This is a genomic window from Billgrantia tianxiuensis (assembly GCF_009834345.1).
GTDB classification, from domain to species: domain Bacteria; phylum Pseudomonadota; class Gammaproteobacteria; order Pseudomonadales; family Halomonadaceae; genus Halomonas; species Halomonas tianxiuensis.
This window is the reverse complement of the sequence record NZ_CP035042.1, coordinates 271,035-293,579: the sequence shown is the minus strand read 5'-3', so window position 1 is coordinate 293,579 and position 22,545 is coordinate 271,035. Positions and strand designations below refer to the sequence as shown.

Sequence of the window (22,545 nt, the reverse complement as noted above, 5' to 3'; positions counted from 1 at the left end):
CATCCAGAAGGCTTCAGATAAGTCACCTGCCTCGGCCCGCCCCCACCAACTCGAGTCTTGTCTCGAAATACTCATTGGTATTGTTTATCGCCTCCGCAGCAATACTCATATCGCCCAGCGATTCGATGGTGGCGCTGTTATTGTCGATGCGGCGCGCCTGGCCGGTGGCATTGCCGGCGGCGTTGAGCCTGCCCGCGATGGCCATGTCGCCGGCGCTGAAGATTAGCGCTTCGTCGCGGTTGGTCAGGTTACGTACGCCGAGATCGAGCCGTTCGCGGGCGGCGATGACCGGGGAAATGCCGCCCGCACGCTGGTTGGTCAGGGTGGTGGCCTGGATGCCGAGCCGGTCGCCGTAGATGCGTCCGGTGCCGAGGTTGTCGAGGGTGGTGGCGTCGATGCGAGTGGTCACGCCGTCGATCAGCCCGCGGTTGGTGAGCAGGCCGGCCTGGAGCCGGGTGGTCGCGCCCGAGAGCTCGCCAGTGGCGGCGTTGACGAGGGTGCTGGCTTCAAGTTCCAAGGTGGCGCCGGCCTGCAGGGTGCCGCGATTGGTCAGGGCACCGGTGGTGGCCAGCTGCAGGTCGCCGGCCGCCTTGAGTTCGGCGCCCTGGTTCAGGGTGAAGTCGCTGGCGAGCTGCAGCGCCAGGTCGCCCAGCGACAGCAGCCGGCCGTTGCCGAGCAGGCGGGCCAGCGCCAGGGCCAGGCGCTGGTTGGCGATCAGGGTGCCGCCCTGGTTGTCGAGGTCGTCGGCCCGCACGGCGAGGGTGTGCCGCGAGGAGAGCAGACCATCGCGGTTGTCGATGCCGTTGGCCGAGTCGAGGTCGAGCCGTTCGTCGGCACGCATCGCACCCTGCCGGTTGTGGATCTCGTCGGCGACGATGCTCACGTTGCGCCCTTCGAGCCCTTGCTCGTCGCCCAGCGTGGTGCCGTTGAGCAGGCGTCGGGCGGCGATGTCGAGTAGGCCCAGGGAGCGCACCAGGCCGCCCTGGTTGCGCAGCGCATCAGCTAGGGCGAGGCGCAGGTCGCCCAGCGCCAGGAGTTCGCCGCTGCGGTTGTCGAGGTCGGTGGCCGCCAGGGTCAGCTCGCCCCGGCTGAACAGGGTGCCGTTGCGGTTGGTGACGCCTGTCGCCTCGATCTCCAGTGCCCCGACGCCGATCAGGCCGCCGCTGTTGTCGAGCTGGCCGCTGCGCAGGACCAGGGCGCCGTTGGCCAGGATGCCACCGCTCCCGGCGTTGTCGAGATTGAGCAGGTTACGGCCCTGGGTATCGAGGGCAAGGTCACCGCCGGAGCGCAGCGTGCCGCCGGTGTTGTCCAGCACGCCGCTGACGATGGTCAGGACGTCGCGGGCGGCGATCTGGCCCGCGGTATTGTCCAGCCGCCGCCCGGCGGTATTCAGCGTGACGCGCTCGCCGAGCAGGGTGCCGCCCTGGTTGTTCAGCTCCCGGCCGCGAATGTGAAGCTCGTCACCTGCCTCCAGCGAGCCATTGGCGTTGTCGAGCGTGCCGCCGAGGGTGAGGGTGAGATCGTCCTCCACCGTGCCGATCGCGCCCTGCGTATTGGTGAGGCTCGCCGCTTGCAGGTCGAACGAGCGCTGGGCCAGCAGCTGGCCCTGGGCGTTGTCGACCTGGCCCTCGACCGTCACGCCCAGCGCACCGCCGGAGAGCAGTTCACCCTGGCGGTTGTCGAGCGATGCGGCGTTCACGTAGGCATCACCCGCCGCTTGCAATGTGCCCCCACGGTTGGCCACGCTGCCGGCCTGCAGAGCAAGATCGCCATTCGCGGCGACAAAGCCATTGGTATTCGCCAGGCTTGCGCTGGAGAGCTGCAGTTCGCCCGCGCCAAGCTGCATGATGCTGCCACGCAGGTTGGCCAGCGCCCCCTCCACCGTGAGCACGACATTGCCCACCGCTTCCATCTGCCCCTGGGTATTGTCGAGTGCCGTCGAGTCGATGCTCAAGCCATCGCGAGCGGCACTGACGAGTCCCTCACGGTTCACCAGCGTGCCTGCGGTGAGATGAATGGCATCCGCCAGCAGTTGGCCCTGGCTATTGTCGAGTTCATCCTGAACGTCGAGCTCCAGCGAGTCGCCCGCGACGATCTCCCCGGCGTGGTTATCCAGTCCATTCACGGAAAGCGAGGCATTGCCCGCGGCCTGAACGGTGCCCTCCCGGTTGGTCAGCTCGCCGGTACGCAGCGTCAGGTCGGCGTTGCTGGCGATCAGGCCGGCGCTGTTGTCTAGCGCCTGGGTCACGTCGAGGGTCAGGGGAGCGTCGCCGCCGAGGTGGAGCAGCTCGCCGCCGCGGTGTTGGAGGCTAGCCGCCTGCAGGGCGATGCGCTGGGCCTGGGTGCGGGCGCTGTCGAGCACGATGTCACTTGCCGCCAGCACCAGACCGCCCTGGCTGAGCATCAGGCCGTCGCTGCCGTGCAGGGTCGTGGCGTCGATTTGGAGTTCAGCCCCGTCACTCAGTTGGACGATCTCGCCGGCTTCGTTGGTCAGGGTGTCGGCCACGTCGAGGCGCAGGCCATCGGCAGCTTCGATGCGGCCCTGGGTGTTGTCGAGAGATTGGGCATTGGCATTGAGCGCCCCCTGTACCGCGCCGATCAGGCCCTGGGCATTGCTCAGCCGATCCGCGTTGAGACGAATGTCGTTCTCGGCGACCAACTGCCCTTGGCTGTTGTCGAGTTCATCCTGAACGTCGAGCTCCAGCGTGCCACCCGCGACGACTTCTCCGGCGTGGTTATCCAGCTCATTCAGTGAAAGCAGGGCATCGCCCGCCGCCTGAACGGTACCCTCCCGGTTGATCAGTTCGCCGGTACGCAGCGTCAGGTCGGCGTTGCTGGCGATCAGACCCTGGGTGTTATCCAGCGCCTGGGTGACGTCGAGGCTCAAGGGGCTGTCGCTGCCGAGGTGGAGCAGTTCGCCGCCGCGATGGCTCAGGCTATCGGCCTGCAGAACGATGCGCTGGGCCTGGGTGCGGGCGCCGTCGAGTACGACCTCGCGGCCCTCGAGGGTGAGAGCCCCCTGGCTGAGCATCAGGCCGTCGCTGCCGTGCAGGGTCGTGGCGTCGATTTGGAGTTCGGCCCCGTCACTCAGTTGGACGATCTCGCCGGCTTCGTTGGTCAGGGTGTCGGCCACGTCGAGGCGCAGGCCGTTGGCGGCCTCGATGCGGCCTTGGGTGTTGTCGACGGTGTCGGCGGCAACCTCGAGCGAGCCCTGCACCGCCCCCATTAAACCTTGAGTGTTATCCAACCGATTGGCACTAACGCTCAGGTCGCTCTCGGCCACCAGTTGGCCTTGGCTGTTGTCGAGTTCATCCTGAACGTCGAGCTCCAGCGAGTCGCCCGCAACAACCTCGCCGGCGAGGTTATCCAGCCTATTCAGGGTGAGCCGGGCATCCCCCGCCGCCTGAACGGTGCCCTCCCGGTTGCTCAATTCGCCGGCCTGGAGCCTCAGGTCGGCGTTGCTGGCGATCAGGCCGGCAGTGTTGTCCAGCGCCTGGGTCACGTCGAGGGTCAGGGGAGCCTCCGTGCCGAGGTGCAGTAGCTCTCCCTCACGGTGGCTGAGGCTGTCGGCCTGTAGGGCGATGCGCTGGGCCTGGGTGCGGGCGCTGTCGAGTACGACCTCGCTGCCTTGCAGCGTGAGCCCGCCCCGGCTGAGGAGCAAGCCATCACTGCCCTGCAGGGTCGTAGTGGCGATCTGGAGTTCGGCCCCATCGCTCAGTTGGACGATTTCGCCGGCCGTGTTGGTCAGGCTGTCGGCCGCGTCGAGGCGCAGGCCATCGGCGGCTTCGATGCGGCCTTGGGTGTTGTCGACGGTGTCGGCGGCAATGTCGAGCGCGCCCTGTACCGCGCTCATCAGGCCCTGGGTATTGGTCAGTTGATCCGCGCTGACACGCAGGTCGTTCTCGGCGACCAGCTGGCCTTGGCGGTTGTCGAGGGTCTCGGACTCGACGTCGAGTGTGCCACCGGCTCTTACGGTACCGGCGGCGTTATCCAGTTCATCGGCCCGGATGGCGATGTCGGCGTTGGCGGCCACGCGTCCGCCGCGGTTGTCCAGCGTGCCGGTGGCCAGGTGCAGGGTGTCGTTGCCGGCCTGGATGAGTTCGCCGTCGCGGTTGGAAATGTCCGCGGCGCTGAGGTCGAGCCGCTCGGCCTGCACGCTGGCGTCGTCGGTGCGCAGCGTGGCCCCGGCGCTGGCGGTGAGGGTGTCGCGGGCGGTGAGCGTGGCGCCGCTGGCATTGATATCGCCGCGGCGGGCGGTGACGGCGATATCGCGGGCCTGGGTCTCGCTGTCGGCCAGCGAGACGGTATCAGCTTCGGCCAGGAAGCCGGCGCCGGCCAGGTGTTGGCCTTGGGCGGCAATGGTTCGGCTTGCGCTCAAGGTGAGCTGGCCGTTGTCGCCGAGGGTCAGGGTGTTGGCGTCGACGCCGGCGGCCAGGGTGGCGCCGCTGGCGTTGCGAATGCTGCCTTGTGCCCCGCTGGCGCTGAGGGTCAGGTCGCCCTGGGCCAGGAGGGCACCGGTGCCGAGGTTGTCGATGCGCGTCTGGCTGGTGAGCTGGATGTCGCCTTCGGCGGTGATCGCGCCACGGTTGACGATACGCCCGTCGGCGGTGAGGACCACGTCGCCCACGCCGCCGGCCTGGGTGGCCGTGAGGCTGCCGGCGTTGTTGACCCCGACGCCGGCTTCGGTGGCGACCAGGGTGATCTTGCCGGCGTACATGCCGCCGAGATGGGCGACGTCGATGGCGACCTGCGGCGCGTCGCCCTGGGGGGTGAGGCGTTCGATCACCTGGCCGTCGGTGCCGATGCGGTTGGCCCCGGCCACCACGTCGAGGTCGTTGGCCCACACGCCGCCCTGGACCTCGACGGCGCGCGCCAGGATCGCGGTGTAGTCGGTGCCGCTGGCGTCCAGCCCGGCGCCGGAAATGGTCACCGTGCCCTGCTGCACGCGGTAGCCGGTCAGCTCGCCGTTGCGCAGTTCGGGGGTGCCGGTGGTGAGGGTGGCGCGGCTGGCGTTGATGAAGCCGGCGCCATTGACGTCGATGCCCGCCGGGTTGGCGATGACCACTTCGGCCCGCGAGCCGGCCACTTCCAGGTAGCCGCGCAGCTGGCTGGGGTGGCGCGAGTTGACTTCGTTGAGGATGACCCGGGCTTCGCCGTTGGTGAGGTTGGGGTTGCCCTGCACCCAGCCGCTCAGCTGGGTCTGGGTGTTGCGGCGCGAGTTATTGAGGATCGCGCCCTTGGAAGAGACGTCGAACTGGCGGTAGCTGTTGCGTGAGACACCGGCGGCGCTGGGGGTCTGGATGTTGACCTGGGGCACGCCGTTGGCGGTTTCCAGCACGGTGGGGCGCTGATTGCCGGGGGCGTTGGGGTCGCTGGCAATGCCGGCCTGGGCCACCGGGCTGCCGAGCAGCAGGGCCGCGAGCGTAGCGGCAATGGCCGGTTGGCGCCGCGCGCGGCGGCGCCCGGCCCGGCCGCCTTCCGCCGGCGACTTGCCGGAGGCCATGGCCAGTTCCGAGGTGGCGACGAGCTGGCCCTTGGCCTGACTGAAAACGAGGCGGTAGCACTGCCGATTCATAAGAGCGTCCCTGCTTGGCTTATGTCAGTTTTTGCTTATGTCAACTTTTTCTTTTTCGGCCGTGACGCCGAAAGCTTTAGCGATTCAGTTCAGAACGAGAGGTAGAAGCTGAAGCCGGCGACGCGATGGTCGGTACGAAAGCCATCGGGTTTCATCACCGGCGTGGCAATGAAGGCGTCGTAGCTCACATGGTCCAGCAGCGAGCCGCGCAGGCCCAGCGTGGCGCCGGCAAGCTCGTTACCGAGCAGCCACTCGCTGCTGGGACCGCTCACCCGGCCGTAGTCGAGCCCCGCATAGAGCGTTTGGCCACTGTCCCCCAGCGCCAGCCCGAGGTCGTTGCGTATCAGCCAGCCCCGCTCCGCCGCCAGGCTCGCTTCGTTGAAGCCGCGCACCGTGTAGCGGCTGCCGATGGAGAAGCGGTCGAGCGGGGTGAGCGGCGTCAGGTTGTTCTGCATGCGCCAGCGGCCGCGGTACTCCAGCGCCTGGCTGCCCACCTGGAAGGGCAGCGTGAGCCCGGCATGGGTGGAAACGAGTTGGAAACGCGAGGTGCCTTCGCCGAACGCCTCCTCGGGCGCCGCCAGGGTGCCGAAGGCGCCGGTGCCACGCTTGTAGGCGGTACCGAGGTCGAGGGTGGCGCGGCCGATGTACTCGCGGTGCTCGATGCCGGCCTCCCAGCCGCCCACCACCCGACGCTGGATCTCGATCTCGATGTCGTCGATGTAGTTGCGCGAGCGGCGCTGGAAGCCACCCAGCGACACCGTGGTCTTGCGGGTGGCATCGCGATAGACCAGGCGCGACAGGGTCGCCCCGATCTGCTGGCTGGTGCCGCTGTAAACGTATTCCTGAAAGGCACCGGCGATGGTCTGGTAGTACTCGTGGTCGCTGTAGTCGAGCGCCAGGCTCCAATAGCCCCAAGGCACCGAGTAGTGCAGGCTGTGGCTACGGCTGCCCCGCGGCCCGGCCGCGCCGCCGCCAAGGTCCCGCCCCAGATGGATGTGGAAGAGGTCGTTGATGCCCAGGGGGTTGTCGAAGGAGATGCCGACTCCGCCCATGTACTGGCCCGTGGCGTCGCTGCCACTATCGTCGGCCGACCATGAGGAGCGCAGGCGCCAGTCCTGCTGGTAGTCGATGACGAGGTCGCTGGCACCCGGCTCTTCTGCCGGCGCTATCTGGATATCGGCCTCGACGGAGGGCAGCCGCTGGAAGTTTTCCAACGCTTGCTCGATGTCACGCAGGTTGAGCACATCGCCCGGCCGGGCGGGCATGGCATTGCGCAGCGAGGCATGGAAGCGGCTGGGGTCGGTAACGCGAATGGCGGCGATGCGCCCGGGCAAGAGACTGAGGGTGAGCGTCCCGTCGCTGAGGTCCTGGGCTTCCAGCAGGACTCGGCTGGTGATGAAGCCACGCTCGATCATGGCGTTCTGGGCCCGCTTCATGACCAGGTTGATGCCTTCGGTACCCAGGCACCGCCCGATGGGCGAGTCCTCGCCCCGCTCTCCCGCGGTGGCATCCAGCACCCAGGCAAAGCGCTGCGCTTCCTCGCCTTGCAAGGCGAGCTCGTCGATGACGAAACAGGGCGCTTCCTGCTCCGGTAATCGATCGAGCTCCTCCACGGGAACCGACAGGCGAACGTCTGCCTGGGGGAGTTCGCGCTCCTGGATGGCCTGCTCTCGCTCCTGCTGACGGCGCAGCGCCTCGTCCGGCGTCACGTCCTGCGCCAGAAGCAGAGCCGGCCACGCCAAGGCCAGCCAAGCGGGGTTGAAGTAATGGCGGGTAACCCTGCGTTCCCTGCCGACGGTTTCGCTGCCGGCTGCCTGCGAAAGGCGGCCGGCGATTCCCTGTCGTACGGCGTCCATTGCACCACTTTTCTATATCGTTTGAGTTTTATGTGGGAAAAGTTATCGGCAGGCTGAGCGCAAACTTTAGCTATCGCAGTAACTCTTGACCCACCATGACGGATATTTCAGGCGAAGTACGACAATGATAAGACCAAGGGTGGATATGCCTCTCTCACCCTTTTCGTTTCACTCAAGTTGATTATTCTTAGTAAATGGAAATATGAGGCATGAGGTGTTGCCATGGGGGAGGGCAGCAACGCTAGCCAATTGATTCGACTCCATGAAATTCGCAAGGCGTGCAGCTCCTGCAGCCTGCGCGAACTCTGCTTGCCGGTTGCGCTGGACCGTAAGGATACCGACGAGCTGGATCGTATCGTCGAGCGTAACCGTCCCCTGAGGAAGAGTGAGAAGCTGTGCCGTCCGGGCCAGCCATTCAGCGCCATCTATGCCGTGCTCAGCGGCTGCCTCAAGAGCAGCCTGATGGGCCACGATGGAGAGAGCCAGGTCATTGCTTTCCACCTGCCGGGCGAGCTGGTCGGGCTGGATGCCATCGGCAGCGGGAGCCATCCCACCACCATCGAGGCGCTGGAAACCACCAGCGTATGTAGAATTCCTTTCTCTCAATTGGAAGCCCTTTCACGCAAAATTCCCGGGCTGCAGCACCAGCTGCTGAGGGTCATGAGCAAGGAGATATTTTGTGAGCATGAACTATTACAAGTGGTGTCGCGGCGAACTGCCGAGCAGCGCCTGGCCATCATGCTGATCAACCTGAGCCAGCGCTTCGGTCGACGCGGCCTGTCGCGAACGCGATTCCGTTTGCCCATGTCCCGTCTCGACCTGGGCAACTACCTCGGGCTCGCTCCGGAAACGACGAGCCGAACGTTTCGGCGCTTCATCGACCAGGGCCTGCTCAAGGTCACCGGCAAGGAAGTCGAACTGCTGGATTTGAGCGCGCTACAGGAACTCACCGACGGCATGAGCACACCGTTCCACAGCAGAAAGCAGCGCTGAGGCAATCGGCCAACGAGCCACACTCCCAGCCGGCAGGTTTTTGGCTCATGCAGTCGCCCGGGCAGATGCGCGCGAATCTCCTCGGCACTCAGGCTGGCCAGTTCCTTGTCCAGGGTATGGGGAAACCCATGCTTTCATGCCCACCTTCTGTGTAGTCAATAGGCGAGCCGAGCATCTCGGCCCGCCGTCTCGTCATCATCTGGAAATCACTTGATATCGAGCTTGCGCCGAGGTACTTCCTTGACCTTCGGCAGCGTGAGTTCCAGCAGCCCGTTGTTGAATCTGGCCTCGGCCTTTTCGGCATCGACTTCGCAAGGCAGGGCAACCGTTCGTTCCACACGGCCATGGGAGATTTCACAGCGATAGTACTCCCCGCTTTCTTCCTTGGACTCCTTGTGGCTCTCTCCCTTGATCGTCACGGTGCTGTCGGTGACCGAGACATCCAGATCCTCACGCGCCATACCGGGAAGCTCGGCACGTATCACGACCTCCGCATCCCGGTTGACGACATCGACCTTGGGCATTCGGCTCCCGGCGGCAAGCCGCTCGAAAACCGGCAGGTCCCAGCGCAGCGGATGTCCCCATCCTCGCTCGAGAAAACGATCGAACATGCGATCCAGCTCGCGAAACGGGCTCGCTTCCTGTCGAGGCGTCTCTGACGGCACTTCACTGACGGTGGGTCTGATTTCCTTCACGCTCTTCTTGGACATGGCACTGGCTCCTGTTGGCGAATCCAAACGCCGTGTAGCGGTCGGACTCATGTGCATGCTTGCCATTGAGAAAGCTAGGACGGATCCGGCCCAGGCGAGTTGATGCAAATCAAGTCAGCGACTTTCTCGCCTGTAGCCAAGAGGAGCGGATCTGATCCCGAGTCAGGCAAGTCAGGATCAAGCTGGCCACAGCGGGGAGGTAGCTCGACACCCCGCCCCACCACTCCTCCGAGCCGAAACGGTCCGGCATTGACCCAAGACAAGGACAACCACAGGCATAGCAGGCATAGTTCCGATAACAGGCATTAAAAATACCTGTTTCTTATCGACACACCCACGGGAGGGAGCGATGTCCACCGTCTCGTATTCCAACACCCAGCCCGATGCACTCGATACTCGCGGCCGCGGCCTGGCGGCAATCGTCTACGTGCTCTATCTGGGCAGCGTGATGGCAGTGATCACCGCCCCCATCGGCGTGCTGATCGCCCACTGGCGTCGTCGTCACGCCGCCGATTGGGTAGCGAGCCACCTGCAGTTCCAGATCCGAACTTTCTGGCTGGGTGCACTGGGCGGCGCCGCTGCGCTTGGAGCCTGGAACCTCCTGGGGCTGATCGGGGCCCCGGCCTGGGCTTCCTGGGTGCTAGGCTACGGCTTCTTTACCGCCTGCCTGGCCTGGACCATGGGCCGCTGCGGCGTAGGCATCCATCGTCTGCTGCACGACCGTGCCATCGACGCCCCGCGCAGCCTGCTGTTCGGCGGCGCCAGGGTGTCGCTGGAAGGCTGACCACAGGAGCCCACCATGAACACCACGATCCCGAACATGCCGCCGTCACGTTCCGGCGCCGTCAGCGGTCTCGCCTGGAGCTTCATCGGCTTCTCTGCACTGACTGTCGCCCTGCTCACCCTGCCGCTGCTGCCCGGCGAGGCACTGGTCGCCTCGCTTGGCGTCGAAGCCGGCAGCGGCGGGCTCACCGGCGGCGTGGCCTGGCTGATCGAGCGCAGCAATACAGTGGCCGGCCTGCTAATGGTAGGGGCCGCCGTAACCCTGGTGCTCTCCGTGGCGCTGTTGCAGCGCCGCCGTTGGGCCAGGCCCAGCTTCATCGGCCTGATGAGCGCCGGCTTCGTCGGCGTGCTGGGCGGCGCCGCGCTGACGCCGCTGACCTTCGGCTTCATGGCCGATGCGGCGGGCAACGCGACCAGCCCCGATGACCCGGTGGCGGGGCTGATCGGCGCCCTGGCGGTGCTGATCCTGTTCGCCACGCTGCTGGTGGTGCTGTTCGCCTGGGCCATCTGGAAGCTCACCACGCCGGCGGTTCGCGCCGAATTCGAGCGCACGCCCGTCGCCGCGGTGGGATGAATGACGGAGCGTCACGAGCTGTCTCAGCCGCGGCCGCTGCCCAATCCGGGCTGGGGGCCGCTGGCGGCGCTGCCGGGCAACCCGCTGATGTGGGTGCTGATCCTCAGCGAGATGGTGGTGTTCGCCGCCTTCTTCGGCCTGTTCGCCTGGCTGCGGGCCGGCGAGCGCGAGGTGTTTGACGCCTCCCAGCAATTGCTCGACCCGGTGGCCGGCGGCATCAACACCCTGGTGCTGCTGACCAGCGGGCTGTTCGCCGCCCTGGCGGTGCAGTCGATCGTCCGCGGTGACAGACGCCGCTGCCGCCGGTGGCTCGGGGCGGCCTTCGCCCTGGGCGTGGTGTTCTGCGTGGTCAAGGTGGTGGAGTATGCCGACAAGCTCGGCCAGGGGCTAATGCCCGAGACCAACACCTTCTTCACCTTCTACTACCTGCTGACCGGCTTCCACTTCGCCCACGTGCTGTTCGGCCTGGGGCTGATCGCCCTGGTGGCGTGGCGCCTCTCGCATGCCAACGTGGAGACCGCCGCCGCCTTCTGGCACCTGGTCGATCTGATCTGGATCCTGCTCTACCCGATCCTCTACCTGCTGAGGTGAGCCCATGACTGACACGTCGAATGCCACCCGCCGGCTGCTGATCACCTGGTCACTGCTGATGGGACTGACGCTGGTCACCATGCTCTCCGCCCGGCTCGGCGGCGATGCCCGCCTGGCCGCGCTGCCGCTGTGGTCGGCGGGCCTACTGCTGGCCACTACTTTCTTCAAGGCGCACCGGGTGCTGATGGTGTACCTGGGCCTGGCCGACGCTTCGCCGGCCTGGCGCGGCGCCTTCGTCGGCCTGGTGCTGGCCACGCTGGTGCTGGTGGGGTCGGGCTATCTCGCCGCCCAGTTAGCCTAGCCTTCGTCTTCGAGAGTGCTTAACGAAAACGCGCCCAGCCGAAGTTGGGCGCGTTTGCTGTGGCACGGGTTCAATAAGTTCAATAAGAAGGCGGTGGTGGTCCGACGCCGGCCCACTCCGCCAGCCGCCGGCCCAGGCGGATCAGGCCGTAGACGGCGAAGGGGGCGACGAACATCATCAGGATGCCCCAGTCCAGGGTATTGATCACCCAGACCAGCGGCGTGATCACCGCGAAAGCGGCCAGCAGGCCGAGGCATAGGGCAATGGCGGGGCGACGTGAAGTCATAGAGCCTCCTCAGTTCCCGATGATCTGGCGATATATACCCGGCAGTGCGAGAGAGAGATGCTCCGGCCGGTTGACGATGGCGTAGCTGCCGCGGCCGAACAGGTGCGACACGTACTGGTGCGCCTCGCTGTCGATGGTCACGCCGAACACGCGCACCTCGTGCTGGCGCGCCTCGAGCACCGCCCGGCGGGTGTCCTCGATGCCGTAGCGGCCCTCGTAGTAGTCGGTGTCGTTGGGCTTGCCGTCGGTGAGCAGCAGCAGCAGCCGGTGCCGGTTGGGCCGTTCGGAGAGCTCCTTGGTTACGTGGCGGATCGCCGGCCCCATGCGGGTGTAGTGGCCGGGCTTGAGCGCCGAGATGCGTCTTGCCACCCGTTCGTTCATGGCCTCGTCGAAGGTCTTGAGCGTGTTGACCCACACCTTGTGGCGCCGATGCGAGGTGAAGCAGTGGATGGCATAGTCGTCGCCGCAGCCGGCCAGGCCGTGGCCCAGCACCAGCAGCGCCTCCTTGGCCACGTCGAGCACCCGGCGATCCTCCAGCCAGGCGTCGGTGGAGAGCGAGACGTCGACCAGGATCGACACCGCCAGGTCGCGGGCCTGCTGGCGGGTGGCCTGATAGAGCCGGTCGCTGGCCTCGCCGGTGGCGGCCAGGTCGCAGCGCGAGCGGATCACCGCGTCCATGTCTAGCTCGCTGCCGTCGTACTGCCCGCGCAGGGTCTCGCGGCGCGGTCGCAGCGCCTCGAACTCGCGCCGTACACGGCGGATGCGGCGATTCGTGGCGGCATCGGGCTGCCACTGCTCGCCTTCCTCGCTCGCAAGCTCGGTGTGCACCAGGCAGTGCTCGGGCAGGTAGCTCTGCTTGCGGTAGTTCCATTCGGGGTAGGTGTGCTTGCCGCGCAGGCGCTCGCCCAGCGCCTCGTCCGGCGGCAGGTCGAGGTCGACCTTGATGCGCGTCGCCGCCCGCTGCTTGTGCGGGCTGAGGATGATCTCCTCCATCTGCTCGGCGGCACGCTTGGCCTCCTCGTCTTCGTTGTCTTCGACCAGGCGATTGAGGTTCACCATCTCGGTCCAGGAGAGCATCTTCTCGAAGCGATTGGCGATCAGCGGGTCGTCGCGCTCGGTCTGATCCTGGCGCTTGCGCTCGGCTTTGCGCTTGCCGTCGCTCACCGTCTGGGCGCTGTTGGTCTCGCCCTCTTCCGGATCTTCCCGGCTCTCGTCGCGGCCGGCCCCGGTGCCGAGGGCCACCACCTGGCCCCACAGCGGCACCGGCAGCGGCGGGCGGTAGCCGCGCGGCGCATGAATCCCTTCCAGCGAGAGTGACGGGTCAAGCACGGCGCGGTGCATGGCCGCCGCCCAGCCTTCCAGTTCCAGCTCCTCGCCGAGCAGTGTGCGCAGGGTCTGCTCCAGCGCCAGCTCCATGGCAGGCAGGCGCTTGCGGGCAGGGCGCACCAGCAGCAGAGCCTGGCACAACCGGCGATAGCGCTCGGCCAGCCCGGGGAAGCGCTCGAGCGCGGCATCGCGGGTGCGAACCGCCTCGCGCAGGCGGACCAGGTCGGCGCGCAGCGGGTCGCGCTGCGGCTCGGTCTGACGTGCGACCGCCAGATAGGCCACCAGCCAGAAGTAGAGATCGCGATTGAGCCCGGCATCGGGGAACAGCTCGATGCGCGGCGGCAGCAGCAGGTTCTCCTCGTCGCGGCGGGCCTGGTCGATGGCCTCGTCATCGAAGCCGAGCTTTTGACGCAGCGACAGGCGGTGGTTCGAACTGCGCGCGACGATGGCCGAGACCTCCACCCCCGCCTCGCCGCCGCTGGCACGGAAGAACACGCCGAGCACATGGCGCATCTGCTCCATGGAGACGGCCGCTTCCGGATAGCGCTGGTAGCTGGCCGCGCTGGAGGCCCAGCGATGCCAGTGGCGACCGACGAACTCTTCGAGCTCGAGAAATTGCATGGTCATTCTCCTGGAAGGGGCGCGGTGGAATGCTTCAACCAAAGGTTGCGCGGATCGACTCCAGCAACCCTTCCTGCACGTCCAGGTCGTCGGTAAGCGGCTCGACCAGAGTGGCGCGGGTGGCTTCGAGGATAGGCATGCCGGCCTTGATCAGCGTGGCGCAGTAGACCAGCAGGCGTGTGGAGACGCCCTCCTCCAGGTCCTGCCCCTTGAGCTCGCGCAGGCGCCCGGCAAGGTTGACCAGCGCGGCGCAGCGCTCGTGTGAAAGACCGCTCTCGCGGGCGACGATATCGCACTCCACCCGGGGCGGCGGGAAGTCGAACGACATCGCCACGAAGCGTTGGCGGGTGCTCGGCTTGAGCGACTTGAGAATGTGCTGGTAGCCGGGGTTATAGGAGACCACCAGCATGAAATCGTCCGGCGCCTCGAGCAGCTCGCCGGTGCGTTCCAGCGGCAGCAATCGACGGTCGTCGGTGAGCGGGTGCAGCACCACGGTGACGTCCTTGCGCGCCTCGACCACCTCGTCGAGGTAGCAGATGCCGCCTTCGCGCACGGCGCGGGTCAGCGGACCGTCGACCCAGCGGGTCTCGCCGCCCTGCAGCAGGTAGCGGCCGGTGAGATCGGCGGCTGTGAGGTCATCGTGGCAGGAAACGGTGAACAGCGGGCGCCCTAGCTTGGCCGCCATGTGGCTGACGAAGCGGGTCTTGCCGCAGCCAGTCGGCCCCTTGAGCAGCAGCGGCAGGCGCTGCCGGTACGCCTGCTCGAACAGCGCGCACTCGTTGCCAACCGGTTCGTAGTAGGGCAGGTCCCGCGTGAAGGCGGAAGCGGCCTTGGTAGCAGTAGCGGTATGGGACATGGCGAAATCTCCAGGGGAAGGCAGGCACGGACGGGGCGGCAGGCCGCCCCGTCGTCGGCTCACTCGGCAGCCGCGATGGCGGGCTGCTGCTTGACGGAGGCAGAGGCCTGTTCACGCGCCGGTGCGAACACCGAGTAGATGAACATCAGCGCAGCGATGCCGACGAAGATGCCGGTACCGAAGCGCATCATGTAGAACAGGTCGAGCTGCGCCTGCACCTGCATGAAATTCATGCCCAGCACCCGCTGCAGGTGAGTCTGGACGACGCCGGCAAAAGTCAGGGTGAAGGTCATGAACCACATCGCCGAGGTCATGATCCAGAACGCCCACATGTTGAGCACCTGGTTGTAGGGCTGCACGCGGCGGATCTGCGGCATGGCATAGGTGATGATGCCCAGTACCAGCATCACGTAGGCGCCGTAGAAGGCCAGGTGGCCGTGGGCGGCGGTGACCTGGGTACCGTGGGTGTAGTAGTTGATCCACGACAGGGTGTGCATGAAGCCCCACACGCCGGCGCCGAAGAAGGCCACGGCGGCACAGCCCAGGGTCCACAGCATGGCGGCCTTGTTGGGGTGGTTGCGGCTACCCTTCCAGAACATGTAGAAGGCGAACACCACCATGGCGAAGAACGGAATCACCTCCAGGGTGGAGAAGATACTGCCGATCGGCTGCCAGTAGCCGGGAGTGCCGATCCAGTAGTAGTGATGGCCGGTACCCAGCAGGCCGGAGAACAGCGCCAGGCCGACGATCACGTAGAGCCACTTCTCGATGATCTCGCGGTCGACGCCGGTCATCTTGATCAGCAGGTAGCCGAGCAGCGAGGCCATGATCAGCTCCCACACGCCCTCGACCCAGATGTGCACGATCCACCACCACCACAGCTTGTCGAGTGCCAGGTTGTCGGGGTTGTAGAAGGCGAACAGCCAGAACACCGCGGCCAGCCACAGGCCCAGCATCAGCACCATGTTGATGGCGGTCTTGCGGCCCTTGAGCATGGTCATGCTGGTATTGAACAGGAACATCAGGAAGGAGATGGTGATCAGCAGCTTCGACCACAGCGGCTGCTCGAGGTAGTGGCGCCCCTCGTGGATGCCGAACTGGTAGCTGATCAGCGCGCCGGCACCGGCAATGGCGAACAGCAGCAGCTGGAAGTAGGCCAGCTTGGGGCTGTAGATCTCGTTCTCGGCCTCTTCCGGCATCAGGTAGTAGGTGCTACCCATGAAGCCGATCAGCAACCACACGATCAGCAGGTTGGTATGACTGGTACGGGAGATGTTGAAGGGCATCGCCTCGGACAGGAAGTGCGGCCACACGTAGGCCGCCGCTGCGACAAGCCCGAAGACGATCTGTAGCGCGAACAGCGCCATGGCCAGCATGAAGAAGGGCAGCGCCACCTTCTGCGTTTCGTATTTCATCGTTCGACTCCTTGGTTCCTGGAAGGCGGATCAGCCTGCCGGGTGCGGCGGCCAGTCCTGGGTATTGATGGAATCGGTCCACTCCAGGAAATCGATCAGCGCCTGCATCTCTTCGTCATTGATGTCGTGGGCCGGCATCTGGCGACGGCCGGGAGCGCCGGTGGGCTGGGCGTTCATCCATGCCTTGAGCGCCATGCGCGCGCCCTCGGGGTTGTTGTGGCCGCCGAAGCGGGTCCAGACGTTGCCGATCTCGGGCGCGAAGTAGGAGCCTTCGCCGAGAATGGTGTGGCAGTTGATGCAGTTGTGCTTCTCCCACACGTGCTTGCCCAGGCGCACGGAGTCCGACATGGGCTGGGTCGAGGTGTTGACGATGTAGAAATGGCTGTGAGCCGTCAGCGCGGCAAACAGCAGGAAGAAGAACAGCGAGCCGCCGTAGAAGATATTACGGGCCGCCGCCTTGGTGAGGCCTTCGGTCATGGGCCTTTCCCCCTCGCTCTTGTGGCACATTCGGGACCCGCGACCGAAGTCGTCCAGCCCCACCCTTATAACAAGCATTTTCAATGCATGTTTAGAGTAGCCCCAGCGCCACTACGAGACATTGACCTTCGTCAAAGAGGAGGGGAAGAAGCGCGTCGACGGCGAAACGGCGGCGTTCATGCGGCTGCGGCGGAGTGACGCAGGCGGGCCGAAGCGGCCCGCCGCGCAGTCGTTTATCTCCTGGCGTCAGTGATGTCTTCGATCCAGGTCATAGCCGCCACCCCCGCCGGCAACCCCAGGGTGGGAATCGCCAGCATGGCCACCTGCTTCAAGGCCTCCGGATCGATGCCCTCGTCCATGGCCCGTCGCATGTGCGAGTGCACGGCTCCCTCGGAACCGCCGCCCACCGCCAGCGCCAGCTTGACCAGGCGCCGCGTACGGGCGTCCAGCGGTCCCGCCTCGGCGCATGCCTTGCCCAGCGAAGCGAAGGCGCGCCACACCTCGGGATAGTCGTCGGCCACCTTGCCGGCACCGGAAGGAAGATCTTGATTGGCCATGCGGTTTTCCTCGTCTTGTCGTGAATGTCTCGGCAGGTTTCAGTATAGAAGCCCGCTCCGACGAGGAAAGCACCCCTCAAACAGGCACGAAGAACAGCGGATCCTTGGTCATGGCCGTGCCCATGATATAGAAGAAGACGACAATCGCGGCCAATGCCGCCAGCCCCCGCGTCATCGGCGTTCGCCCGCGCTTGATCGCCACGGTACCCAGCAGGATGTAACCAAGCAGCCCCAATAACTTGGCGGCAAGCCATGGATGATGCTGCGGCCACATGGAGAGCATCGTCATCAGCGTAATGCCCAGCACCAGCAGCAGGGTGTCGTTGACGTGGGGCAGGATCCTGACCCAGCGCCGCTGCAACAGCGTGACCTCGCGCACCGACCACCAGGCACGCACGATGAAGAAGGTAATGCTAAGCACTGCCGTGGTCATGTGCAGGTGCTTGATCAGGGAGTAGTACTCCAGCATCGATTCATCCTTTTCCGCATGTCGGTCAGCCCTCCTTGCCGTCCACCCGGGCCGACAGCAACGGCACGCTGTAGTGGAACAGGAAGATCAGGTAGGCGATACACCAGAACAGGATACTCAAGTTGTAGGTCCAGTGGGTGACCTGCGGGAACATTGCCAACACCGTCGAACGCAGCAAGGCGCCACCGAACAGCAGCGCCAGCCCCACGCCAATGCCCGGCAGGGTGCGGATCGCACGCCCGGTGTGCCCTAGCGAGACCCGTGCCATCATCGCCAGCATCATGGCGCCGATGCCGCCGATGGCCAGCGCGTGCACAGCCAGTTCGACACGGAAAGCGCCCAGTAGCGCCATCGCCCACATCGCCAGGCCCACCGAGACGAAGGCGTAGCTCAGGTGCAGCCCCCACAGCAGCGGCTCACGCAGGGTGAGATGGCCCTCCCAGCGCCCCAGACGAATCAGGCTGGCTGCCGCCGCGACCAACATCACCGTTGCCCGCAGCACGCCCGGCACCGCCACGCCGAGCAGAACGACGAGCTGCAACAACACCACCGCCAGCACCGAGCCCAGGGTCAGTTTCTCCAGCAACGGGATCGGTGCCGGCTGCGGCCGCCCCAGCTTGCGCGAGGTGAAGAAGGGAATCACCCGTCCGCCAAGCAGCACCATCAGCACCGCGATCAGCAGCACGGCGAGGTAGGCGCCCTCGCGAATCAGCGCCAGCTTGCCCTGGGCCACGCCCAGGTGCATGGCCAGGTTGGCCGTGGCCAGCAGCAGCAATACCGGCACGAACATCAGGTTGCGCCACAGCTTCACCGCCACCACCAGGCGCGCCATCACCAGCGCCGCCAGCGGCAGGAAGGCCAGGTCGACGCTCGCCAGCAGCCAGGCCGGCAGCCCCATGGGAAATGCCAGCAGCAGCCGCGCCGCCAGCCATAGCGCCACCAGGCCGAGCAGCGGGGCGCCGCTCAGGCTCGGCCGTCCGGTCCAGTTCTGCACTGCGGTGAGCAGAAAGCCGACCACCACGGCTACGCCGAAGCCGAAGATCATCTCGTGCTGGTGCCACCACATCAGCCCGCCGTGGGGACGCAGCAGGATGTCGCCGTGCCAGAACGCGAACCACACCACCATGGCCAGCACACTGAACAGCGACGCCAGCAGGAAGAACGGACGAAACGCCAGCCGCGCCAAGGGCAGGCGCGGCTGGTGGGGAGCGGGGGAAGCGGTGTTCATGGCGGCATACCCGACTTGAATGCTTGGATGAATCCATTATGGCGATTCGCGTCGGGCGGCTTCATGACGAGTATCAAGAATGCTTCTTTTTAATCGCCACGCAGCCAATCATTGAGCGAGCGGGATGAAGCGCGAGGCGCACGATGCACAAGAACCGGAGCATATGGGGTATATGTGAGGATTCTGACCGGGCTGGCGCACCAGCAATCGTGCAACAAAGCGAATCGCCCGCGCAGCCAATGATTACTAATGGCTGGTGCCTTCTTCGTATTGGGTCTTGTTCCACACATTGTACTTGCCCGATGGCCGCTTCATCGGCATGCGCCCCAACTCCTCCAGGGTGTTGGCGTCGAGCCACAGCAGGTAGCCGTCGTCGTCCCAGATGCTCAGCAGCAGGGTCTCGCCGCGGCGGTCGAACTCGACGTGGGCGGCGGTCTTGCCCGGCTCGGGGATCAGCGTCTCGACGATCTCCAGGCTCTGCTTGTCGATCACGTGGATGCGGTCGTGGTTGGGGCCGAAGAAGACGTCGACCCAGGCGTAGGGCGAGCTCTCGTGGCTGCGCATGAAGAAGCCGGGGCCATCGGTCTCGATCTGGGTCACCAGCGACCAGTCGCTCATGTCGAACACCGAGACCTGCCCCTTGTCGATGTGGGGGATCGCCATCACCCGACGGCCGTCAAGCTCCCAGGTAATGCCGGCACCCAGGTGCGGCATGCCTTCCAGCGGCAGGTCGGCGACCTTGATCTCCTCGTCCATGTCGAACACCTGCCCGCCCTTGCCGCCGCGGGCGGCGCCGACCAGGTAGCGGTACTCCATGTCGAAGAAGAAGTCGTCGAGGTAATCCGGCGCTTCCATGCGATGCAGGGCGAAGTCGCCGACCAGCGCCTCGTCGCCGGCGGCACGCTCCTCGGGCCAGCGGATCTCCCACACCTCGGGGATGTCGCGCAGGGCGGCGACGAAGCTGTTGCGCGGCGGCGCGGTGTAGACGGCGCTGACCCGCGACGTCTCGCCGTTGAGCCCTTCCACCGGAATGCTGGCGATCAGCTCGAGGTTGCGCGCGTCCAGCAGCACCAGGGTGTGGGGCAGGTAGTTTCCGGCCAACACGTAGCGTCCGTCGGCGGAGACGGCGATATTGCGCATGTTGATGCCGGCGCGCACCTCGGCGGTGACCTCGAGGTTGTAGATGTCGTACTTGGTCACCCAGCCATCGCGGGAGCCGAAGTAGACGTAGCGGCCGTCGGGCGAATACTTGGGCCCGCCGTGCAGCGCGTAACGACTGGGGAAGCGGGCAATGCGCTCGAAGCGGTCGCCGTCGAGCAGGCTGACATGATGGTCCCCGATCTCCACCACGATGAACAGGTTCTTGAGATCCTCCACCTCGAACACCGGCTCGTCGGGCAGCGTGCCGTAAGCATGGTTGACGATGTGGCTGGCCAGGATGTCCGCGTCGCTCCAGCTCGGCTCGACCTCGGGCCGCTCGTAGATCCATTCCGCCAGGGCGGCGATCTCGGCTTCGCCGAGCAGTTCGCCGTAGGCTGGCATCTGTGTGGCCGGGCGGCCGTCGCGGATCACTTCGACGGCCTCGGCGTGCTTGAGCCGCGAGAGGTTGTCCGGCAACAGCGCGGGGCCGATTCCGCCCAGGCGGCTGACGCCGTGGCACACCGAGCAGTGCTGGTTGTAGAGCATATGCGGGTCGGGCGCATCCCCCTGCGCCAGCGACGCAACAGGCAGTGCCAGGCCCAGCAGGGCACCAATGAGCTGCGTGGGAGCCTTCACAATGCGACCCTCCGCATGGCGGCAGGCGGTGCGATCTCGGCATCCGCGCGGGTCAGCCGGGTCATGCCGGGCGCCAGGGTATCGGCCAGGCGCACCACTTCGCCCACCACGATCAGTGTCGGCGGCTTGAGCGCCTCGCGCTCGATTGCCTCCACCAGATCGCCCAGGGTGGTCAGCACGTGGCGCTGCTCGGGGGTGGTGCCGCGCTCCACCAGCGCCACCGGGTGGTCCGCCGGCAGGCCGTGACGCTGCAGCTCGGAGCTGATCAGCGCGGCGTTGGCCAGGCCCATGTAGAACACCGCGGTGTGGTGCGGCACTGCCAGGGCGGCCCAGTCCAGCGCCAGCTCACCGTCGGCCTTGGCGTGGCCGGTAACGAAGGTCACGCTCTGGGCATGATCGCGGTGGGTGAGCGGGAAACCGGCGTAGCTGGAGCAGCCCGAGGCCGAGGTGATGCCCGGCACCACGCGAAAGCCGACGCCGCACTCGACCAGGTACTCGGCCTCCTCGCCGCCGCGACCGAAGATGTAGGGATCGCCCCCCTTGAGCCGCAGCACCCGCTTGCCCTCACGAGCCAGCTTGACCAGCAGGGCATTGGTCTCCTCCTGGGGCAGCGAGTGATGGCTCGAGGCCTTGCCCACGTAGTAGCGCTGTGCCTCGGGGCGGGCCAGTGCCAATACCTCCTCGGACACCAGGCGGTCGAACACCAGGCAGTCGGCCTGCTGCAGCAGCGACAGCGCGCGCAGAGTGAGCAAGCCTGGATCGCCCGGTCCGGCGCCGACGATGGCGACTTCGCCGGGCGCCAGCGGTGCCTCGTCGAGGGCGAAACTCAGGTGTCGCGAATGGCGGTGTGCGGTCATTGTCGGCCTCTCCCCGAAGCGTCAAACGGTCTTTTTTTCGTGTTCCGATTTCGTGTCCCGAGGCCTACAGCTCGATGGCCTGAATCGTGTCGAAGGGGGCGGCTACACGGCGCTGCCGGCTCGGCTCGACGCCGATCTCCTCATTGCTGAGGTAGCAGCCGGGATCCTCCTCCCAGGGGTCCCCGGTGACCTTCCATGCCCTCACCCGGGTATTGCCGTTGCAGATCGAAAGAAAGCGACACTCGGCGCAGCGTCCCTTGAGCGGCCGCGGACGCTGACGGAAGCCCTGCATCAGCTCGTCCTGGCTGTCGCGCCAGATCTCGGAGAAAGGCCGCTGGCGTACGTTGCCGATGGCGTGGTCCCACCAGAAGGTGTCCGGGTGCACGGTGCCCAGGTTGTCGATATTGGCGATGTACTCCCCCGAGGCGTTGCCGCCCCAGTGGACCAGGCGCCGCTCCAGCGCCTCGACCCGGTCGGGGAAATGCTCGCGCGCCCACATCAGCAGGAAGGGACCGTCGGCGTCGTTGTTGCCGGTGACGTACTCGCGCTCGACGCCACGTTCGAGTTCCGCCCGGCAGTGGTCGAACAGTCGGGTCATGGCGTCGCGGGTCATCCGGTACCAGGCGTCCTGCTTGCGGTGGCGATGGCCGCGCCCGCCATAGTTGAGGTGCGAGAGGTAGAACTTGTCGACGTCGTGCTCCTCGATCAGCGCCAGGATGGCGTCGAGCTGCTCGTAGTTATGCTGGGTCAGGGTGAAGCGCAGCCCCACCTTGATGCCGTGCTGCTTGCACAGCTTCACCGCATGCATCGACTCGCGAAACGCCCCCTGGCGGCGGCGGAACTCGTCGTGGGTGGCCTCGAGACCGTCGATGCTGATGCCCACGTAGTCGTAGCCGCACTCGGCGATCTGCGCGATGTTGCTCTCGTCGATGAGGGTGCCGTTGGTGGAGAGCCCGGTATAGATGCCGAGTTCCTTGGTGCGCCGGGAGATCTCGAAGATGTCGGGCCGCATCAGCGGCTCGCCGCCGGAGAGGATCAGCGCCGGTACGCGGAAGCGCTTGAGGTCGTCGAGCACGCCGAAGACCTCGTCGGTGGAAAGCTCGCCTGTGAAGTCGATGTCCGCCGAGACGGTATAGCAGTGCTTGCAGGTCAGGTTGCAGCGCCGGATCAGGTTCCAGATCACCACCGGGCCGGAGGGCTTGGGCGGCGCGGCACCGATACCGACACCTTGGAGCGTGGGCTCGAGCAGCGATTTGACGTAGCGGGTGACGCGGAACATGGAAACCTCCTCTGG

At 66.1% G+C, this 22,545-nt stretch carries 19 protein-coding genes; 5 read left to right on the top strand and 14 right to left on the bottom strand.

Annotated elements, in window-relative coordinates; translation table 11 throughout:
* Positions 1–22 precede the first annotated feature (22 nt).
* Together EKK97_RS01355 and EKK97_RS01350 are read right to left on the bottom strand one after the other, a co-directional pair.
* Positions 23–5,575 (bottom strand): two-partner secretion domain-containing protein, encoded by a 5,553-nt coding sequence (locus EKK97_RS01355; protein ID WP_159548193.1) that lies wholly within the window; start codon positions 5,573–5,575, stop codon positions 23–25.
* A gap of 89 nt (positions 5,576–5,664) precedes the next feature.
* A complete protein-coding gene (locus EKK97_RS01350; protein WP_159548191.1) occupies positions 5,665–7,431 on the bottom strand; it encodes a ShlB/FhaC/HecB family hemolysin secretion/activation protein in 1,767 nt (588 codons plus the stop codon).
* Between the two features lie 222 nt (positions 7,432–7,653).
* Here EKK97_RS01350 and fnr point away from each other — a divergent pair, with 222 nt between their 5' ends.
* On the top strand, positions 7,654–8,424 hold the full coding sequence (gene fnr, locus EKK97_RS01345) for a fumarate/nitrate reduction transcriptional regulator Fnr (RefSeq protein ID WP_159548189.1): 771 nt from the start codon (positions 7,654–7,656) through the stop codon (positions 8,422–8,424).
* Positions 8,425–8,630: 206 nt separating this feature from the next.
* Here fnr and EKK97_RS01340 read toward each other — a convergent pair whose 3' ends face one another.
* Positions 8,631–9,134 (bottom strand): Hsp20/alpha crystallin family protein, encoded by a 504-nt coding sequence (locus tag EKK97_RS01340; protein WP_159548187.1) that lies wholly within the window; start codon positions 9,132–9,134, stop codon positions 8,631–8,633.
* Positions 9,135–9,483: 349 nt separating this feature from the next.
* Between EKK97_RS01340 and EKK97_RS01335 the strand changes: the two genes are divergently transcribed.
* The 4 genes from EKK97_RS01335 to EKK97_RS01320 are packed head-to-tail and all read left to right on the top strand — an operon-like array spanning position 9,484 to position 11,383.
* Positions 9,484–9,918, top strand: a complete 435-nt coding sequence (locus EKK97_RS01335) for a DUF4870 family protein (protein ID WP_159548185.1) — start codon at positions 9,484–9,486, stop codon at positions 9,916–9,918.
* Between the two features lie 15 nt (positions 9,919–9,933).
* Positions 9,934–10,491 carry a hypothetical protein gene (locus tag EKK97_RS01330; protein WP_159548183.1) on the top strand — a complete coding sequence of 186 codons (558 nt, stop codon included), beginning with the start codon at positions 9,934–9,936 and terminating at the stop codon, positions 10,489–10,491.
* The gene (locus tag EKK97_RS01325) at positions 10,492–11,082 is read left to right on the top strand and encodes a cytochrome c oxidase subunit 3 (RefSeq protein ID WP_159548181.1); all 591 of its coding nucleotides are present in this window, start codon (positions 10,492–10,494) and stop codon (positions 11,080–11,082) included.
* A 4-nt stretch (positions 11,083–11,086) separates the two neighbouring features.
* Positions 11,087–11,383, top strand: a complete 297-nt coding sequence (locus EKK97_RS01320) for a cytochrome C oxidase subunit IV family protein (RefSeq protein ID WP_159548179.1) — start codon at positions 11,087–11,089, stop codon at positions 11,381–11,383.
* A 79-nt stretch (positions 11,384–11,462) separates the two neighbouring features.
* On the opposite strand, the gene EKK97_RS01315 is transcribed toward EKK97_RS01320, so the two are convergent.
* The 11 genes from EKK97_RS01315 to nirJ all read right to left on the bottom strand — a co-directional run bounded on the left by EKK97_RS01315 (position 11,463) and on the right by nirJ (position 22,530).
* A complete protein-coding gene (locus EKK97_RS01315; protein WP_159548177.1) occupies positions 11,463–11,669 on the bottom strand; it encodes a hypothetical protein in 207 nt (68 codons plus the stop codon).
* 9 nt (positions 11,670–11,678) lie between these two features.
* Complete coding sequence (locus EKK97_RS01310) at positions 11,679–13,616, bottom strand: nitric oxide reductase activation protein NorD (RefSeq protein ID WP_159548175.1); 1,938 nt, start codon at positions 13,614–13,616, stop codon at positions 11,679–11,681.
* Between the two features lie 34 nt (positions 13,617–13,650).
* Positions 13,651–14,472: a CbbQ/NirQ/NorQ/GpvN family protein gene (locus EKK97_RS01305; RefSeq protein ID WP_159548173.1), complete on the bottom strand. Its 822-nt coding sequence runs from the start codon at positions 14,470–14,472 to the stop codon at positions 13,651–13,653.
* A gap of 59 nt (positions 14,473–14,531) precedes the next feature.
* The gene (locus EKK97_RS01300) at positions 14,532–15,887 is read right to left on the bottom strand and encodes a cbb3-type cytochrome c oxidase subunit I (protein ID WP_159548171.1); all 1,356 of its coding nucleotides are present in this window, start codon (positions 15,885–15,887) and stop codon (positions 14,532–14,534) included.
* A 30-nt stretch (positions 15,888–15,917) separates the two neighbouring features.
* Positions 15,918–16,364, bottom strand: a complete 447-nt coding sequence (locus EKK97_RS01295; RefSeq protein WP_159548169.1) for a c-type cytochrome — start codon at positions 16,362–16,364, stop codon at positions 15,918–15,920.
* 233 nt (positions 16,365–16,597) lie between these two features.
* Positions 16,598–16,921 (bottom strand): carboxymuconolactone decarboxylase family protein, encoded by a 324-nt coding sequence (locus EKK97_RS01290; protein WP_159548168.1) that lies wholly within the window; start codon positions 16,919–16,921, stop codon positions 16,598–16,600.
* 76 nt (positions 16,922–16,997) lie between these two features.
* Positions 16,998–17,390: a SirB2 family protein gene (locus EKK97_RS01285; protein ID WP_201296987.1), complete on the bottom strand. Its 393-nt coding sequence runs from the start codon at positions 17,388–17,390 to the stop codon at positions 16,998–17,000.
* A 25-nt stretch (positions 17,391–17,415) separates the two neighbouring features.
* A complete protein-coding gene (locus tag EKK97_RS01280) occupies positions 17,416–18,618 on the bottom strand; it encodes an NnrS family protein (protein WP_159548166.1) in 1,203 nt (400 codons plus the stop codon).
* 246 nt (positions 18,619–18,864) lie between these two features.
* Entirely contained in the window at positions 18,865–20,394 is a 1,530-nt protein-coding gene (locus EKK97_RS01275) for a nitrite reductase (RefSeq protein ID WP_159548164.1), read from the bottom strand.
* Positions 20,391–21,251, bottom strand: a complete 861-nt coding sequence (gene cobA, locus EKK97_RS01270) for a uroporphyrinogen-III C-methyltransferase (protein WP_159548162.1) — start codon at positions 21,249–21,251, stop codon at positions 20,391–20,393. The genes EKK97_RS01275 and cobA overlap by 4 nt, the downstream gene beginning before the upstream one ends.
* Before the next feature lie 64 nt (positions 21,252–21,315).
* Positions 21,316–22,530 (bottom strand): heme d1 biosynthesis radical SAM protein NirJ, encoded by a 1,215-nt coding sequence (gene nirJ / locus EKK97_RS01265; protein ID WP_159548160.1) that lies wholly within the window; start codon positions 22,528–22,530, stop codon positions 21,316–21,318.
* Positions 22,531–22,545: the final 15 nt, after the last annotated feature.

Coding starts and splice junctions, on each gene's coding strand:
- EKK97_RS01355 (WP_159548193.1), bottom strand. CDS start 5,575: ATGAATCGGCAGTGCTACCGCCTCGTTTTCAGTCAGGCCAAGGGCCAG.
- EKK97_RS01350 (WP_159548191.1), bottom strand. CDS start 7,431: ATGGACGCCGTACGACAGGGAATCGCCGGCCGCCTTTCGCAGGCAGCC.
- fnr (WP_159548189.1), top strand. CDS start 7,654: ATGGGGGAGGGCAGCAACGCTAGCCAATTGATTCGACTCCATGAAATT.
- EKK97_RS01340 (WP_159548187.1), bottom strand. CDS start 9,134: ATGTCCAAGAAGAGCGTGAAGGAAATCAGACCCACCGTCAGTGAAGTG.
- EKK97_RS01335 (WP_159548185.1), top strand. CDS start 9,484: ATGTCCACCGTCTCGTATTCCAACACCCAGCCCGATGCACTCGATACT.
- EKK97_RS01330 (WP_159548183.1), top strand. CDS start 9,934: ATGAACACCACGATCCCGAACATGCCGCCGTCACGTTCCGGCGCCGTC.
- EKK97_RS01325 (WP_159548181.1), top strand. CDS start 10,492: ATGACGGAGCGTCACGAGCTGTCTCAGCCGCGGCCGCTGCCCAATCCG.
- EKK97_RS01320 (WP_159548179.1), top strand. CDS start 11,087: ATGACTGACACGTCGAATGCCACCCGCCGGCTGCTGATCACCTGGTCA.
- EKK97_RS01315 (WP_159548177.1), bottom strand. CDS start 11,669: ATGACTTCACGTCGCCCCGCCATTGCCCTATGCCTCGGCCTGCTGGCC.
- EKK97_RS01310 (WP_159548175.1), bottom strand. CDS start 13,616: ATGCAATTTCTCGAGCTCGAAGAGTTCGTCGGTCGCCACTGGCATCGC.
- EKK97_RS01305 (WP_159548173.1), bottom strand. CDS start 14,472: ATGTCCCATACCGCTACTGCTACCAAGGCCGCTTCCGCCTTCACGCGG.
- EKK97_RS01300 (WP_159548171.1), bottom strand. CDS start 15,887: ATGAAATACGAAACGCAGAAGGTGGCGCTGCCCTTCTTCATGCTGGCC.
- EKK97_RS01295 (WP_159548169.1), bottom strand. CDS start 16,364: ATGACCGAAGGCCTCACCAAGGCGGCGGCCCGTAATATCTTCTACGGC.
- EKK97_RS01290 (WP_159548168.1), bottom strand. CDS start 16,921: ATGGCCAATCAAGATCTTCCTTCCGGTGCCGGCAAGGTGGCCGACGAC.
- EKK97_RS01285 (WP_201296987.1), bottom strand. CDS start 17,390: ATGCTGGAGTACTACTCCCTGATCAAGCACCTGCACATGACCACGGCA.
- EKK97_RS01280 (WP_159548166.1), bottom strand. CDS start 18,618: ATGAACACCGCTTCCCCCGCTCCCCACCAGCCGCGCCTGCCCTTGGCG.
- cobA (WP_159548162.1), bottom strand. CDS start 21,251: ATGACCGCACACCGCCATTCGCGACACCTGAGTTTCGCCCTCGACGAG.
- nirJ (WP_159548160.1), bottom strand. CDS start 22,530: ATGTTCCGCGTCACCCGCTACGTCAAATCGCTGCTCGAGCCCACGCTC.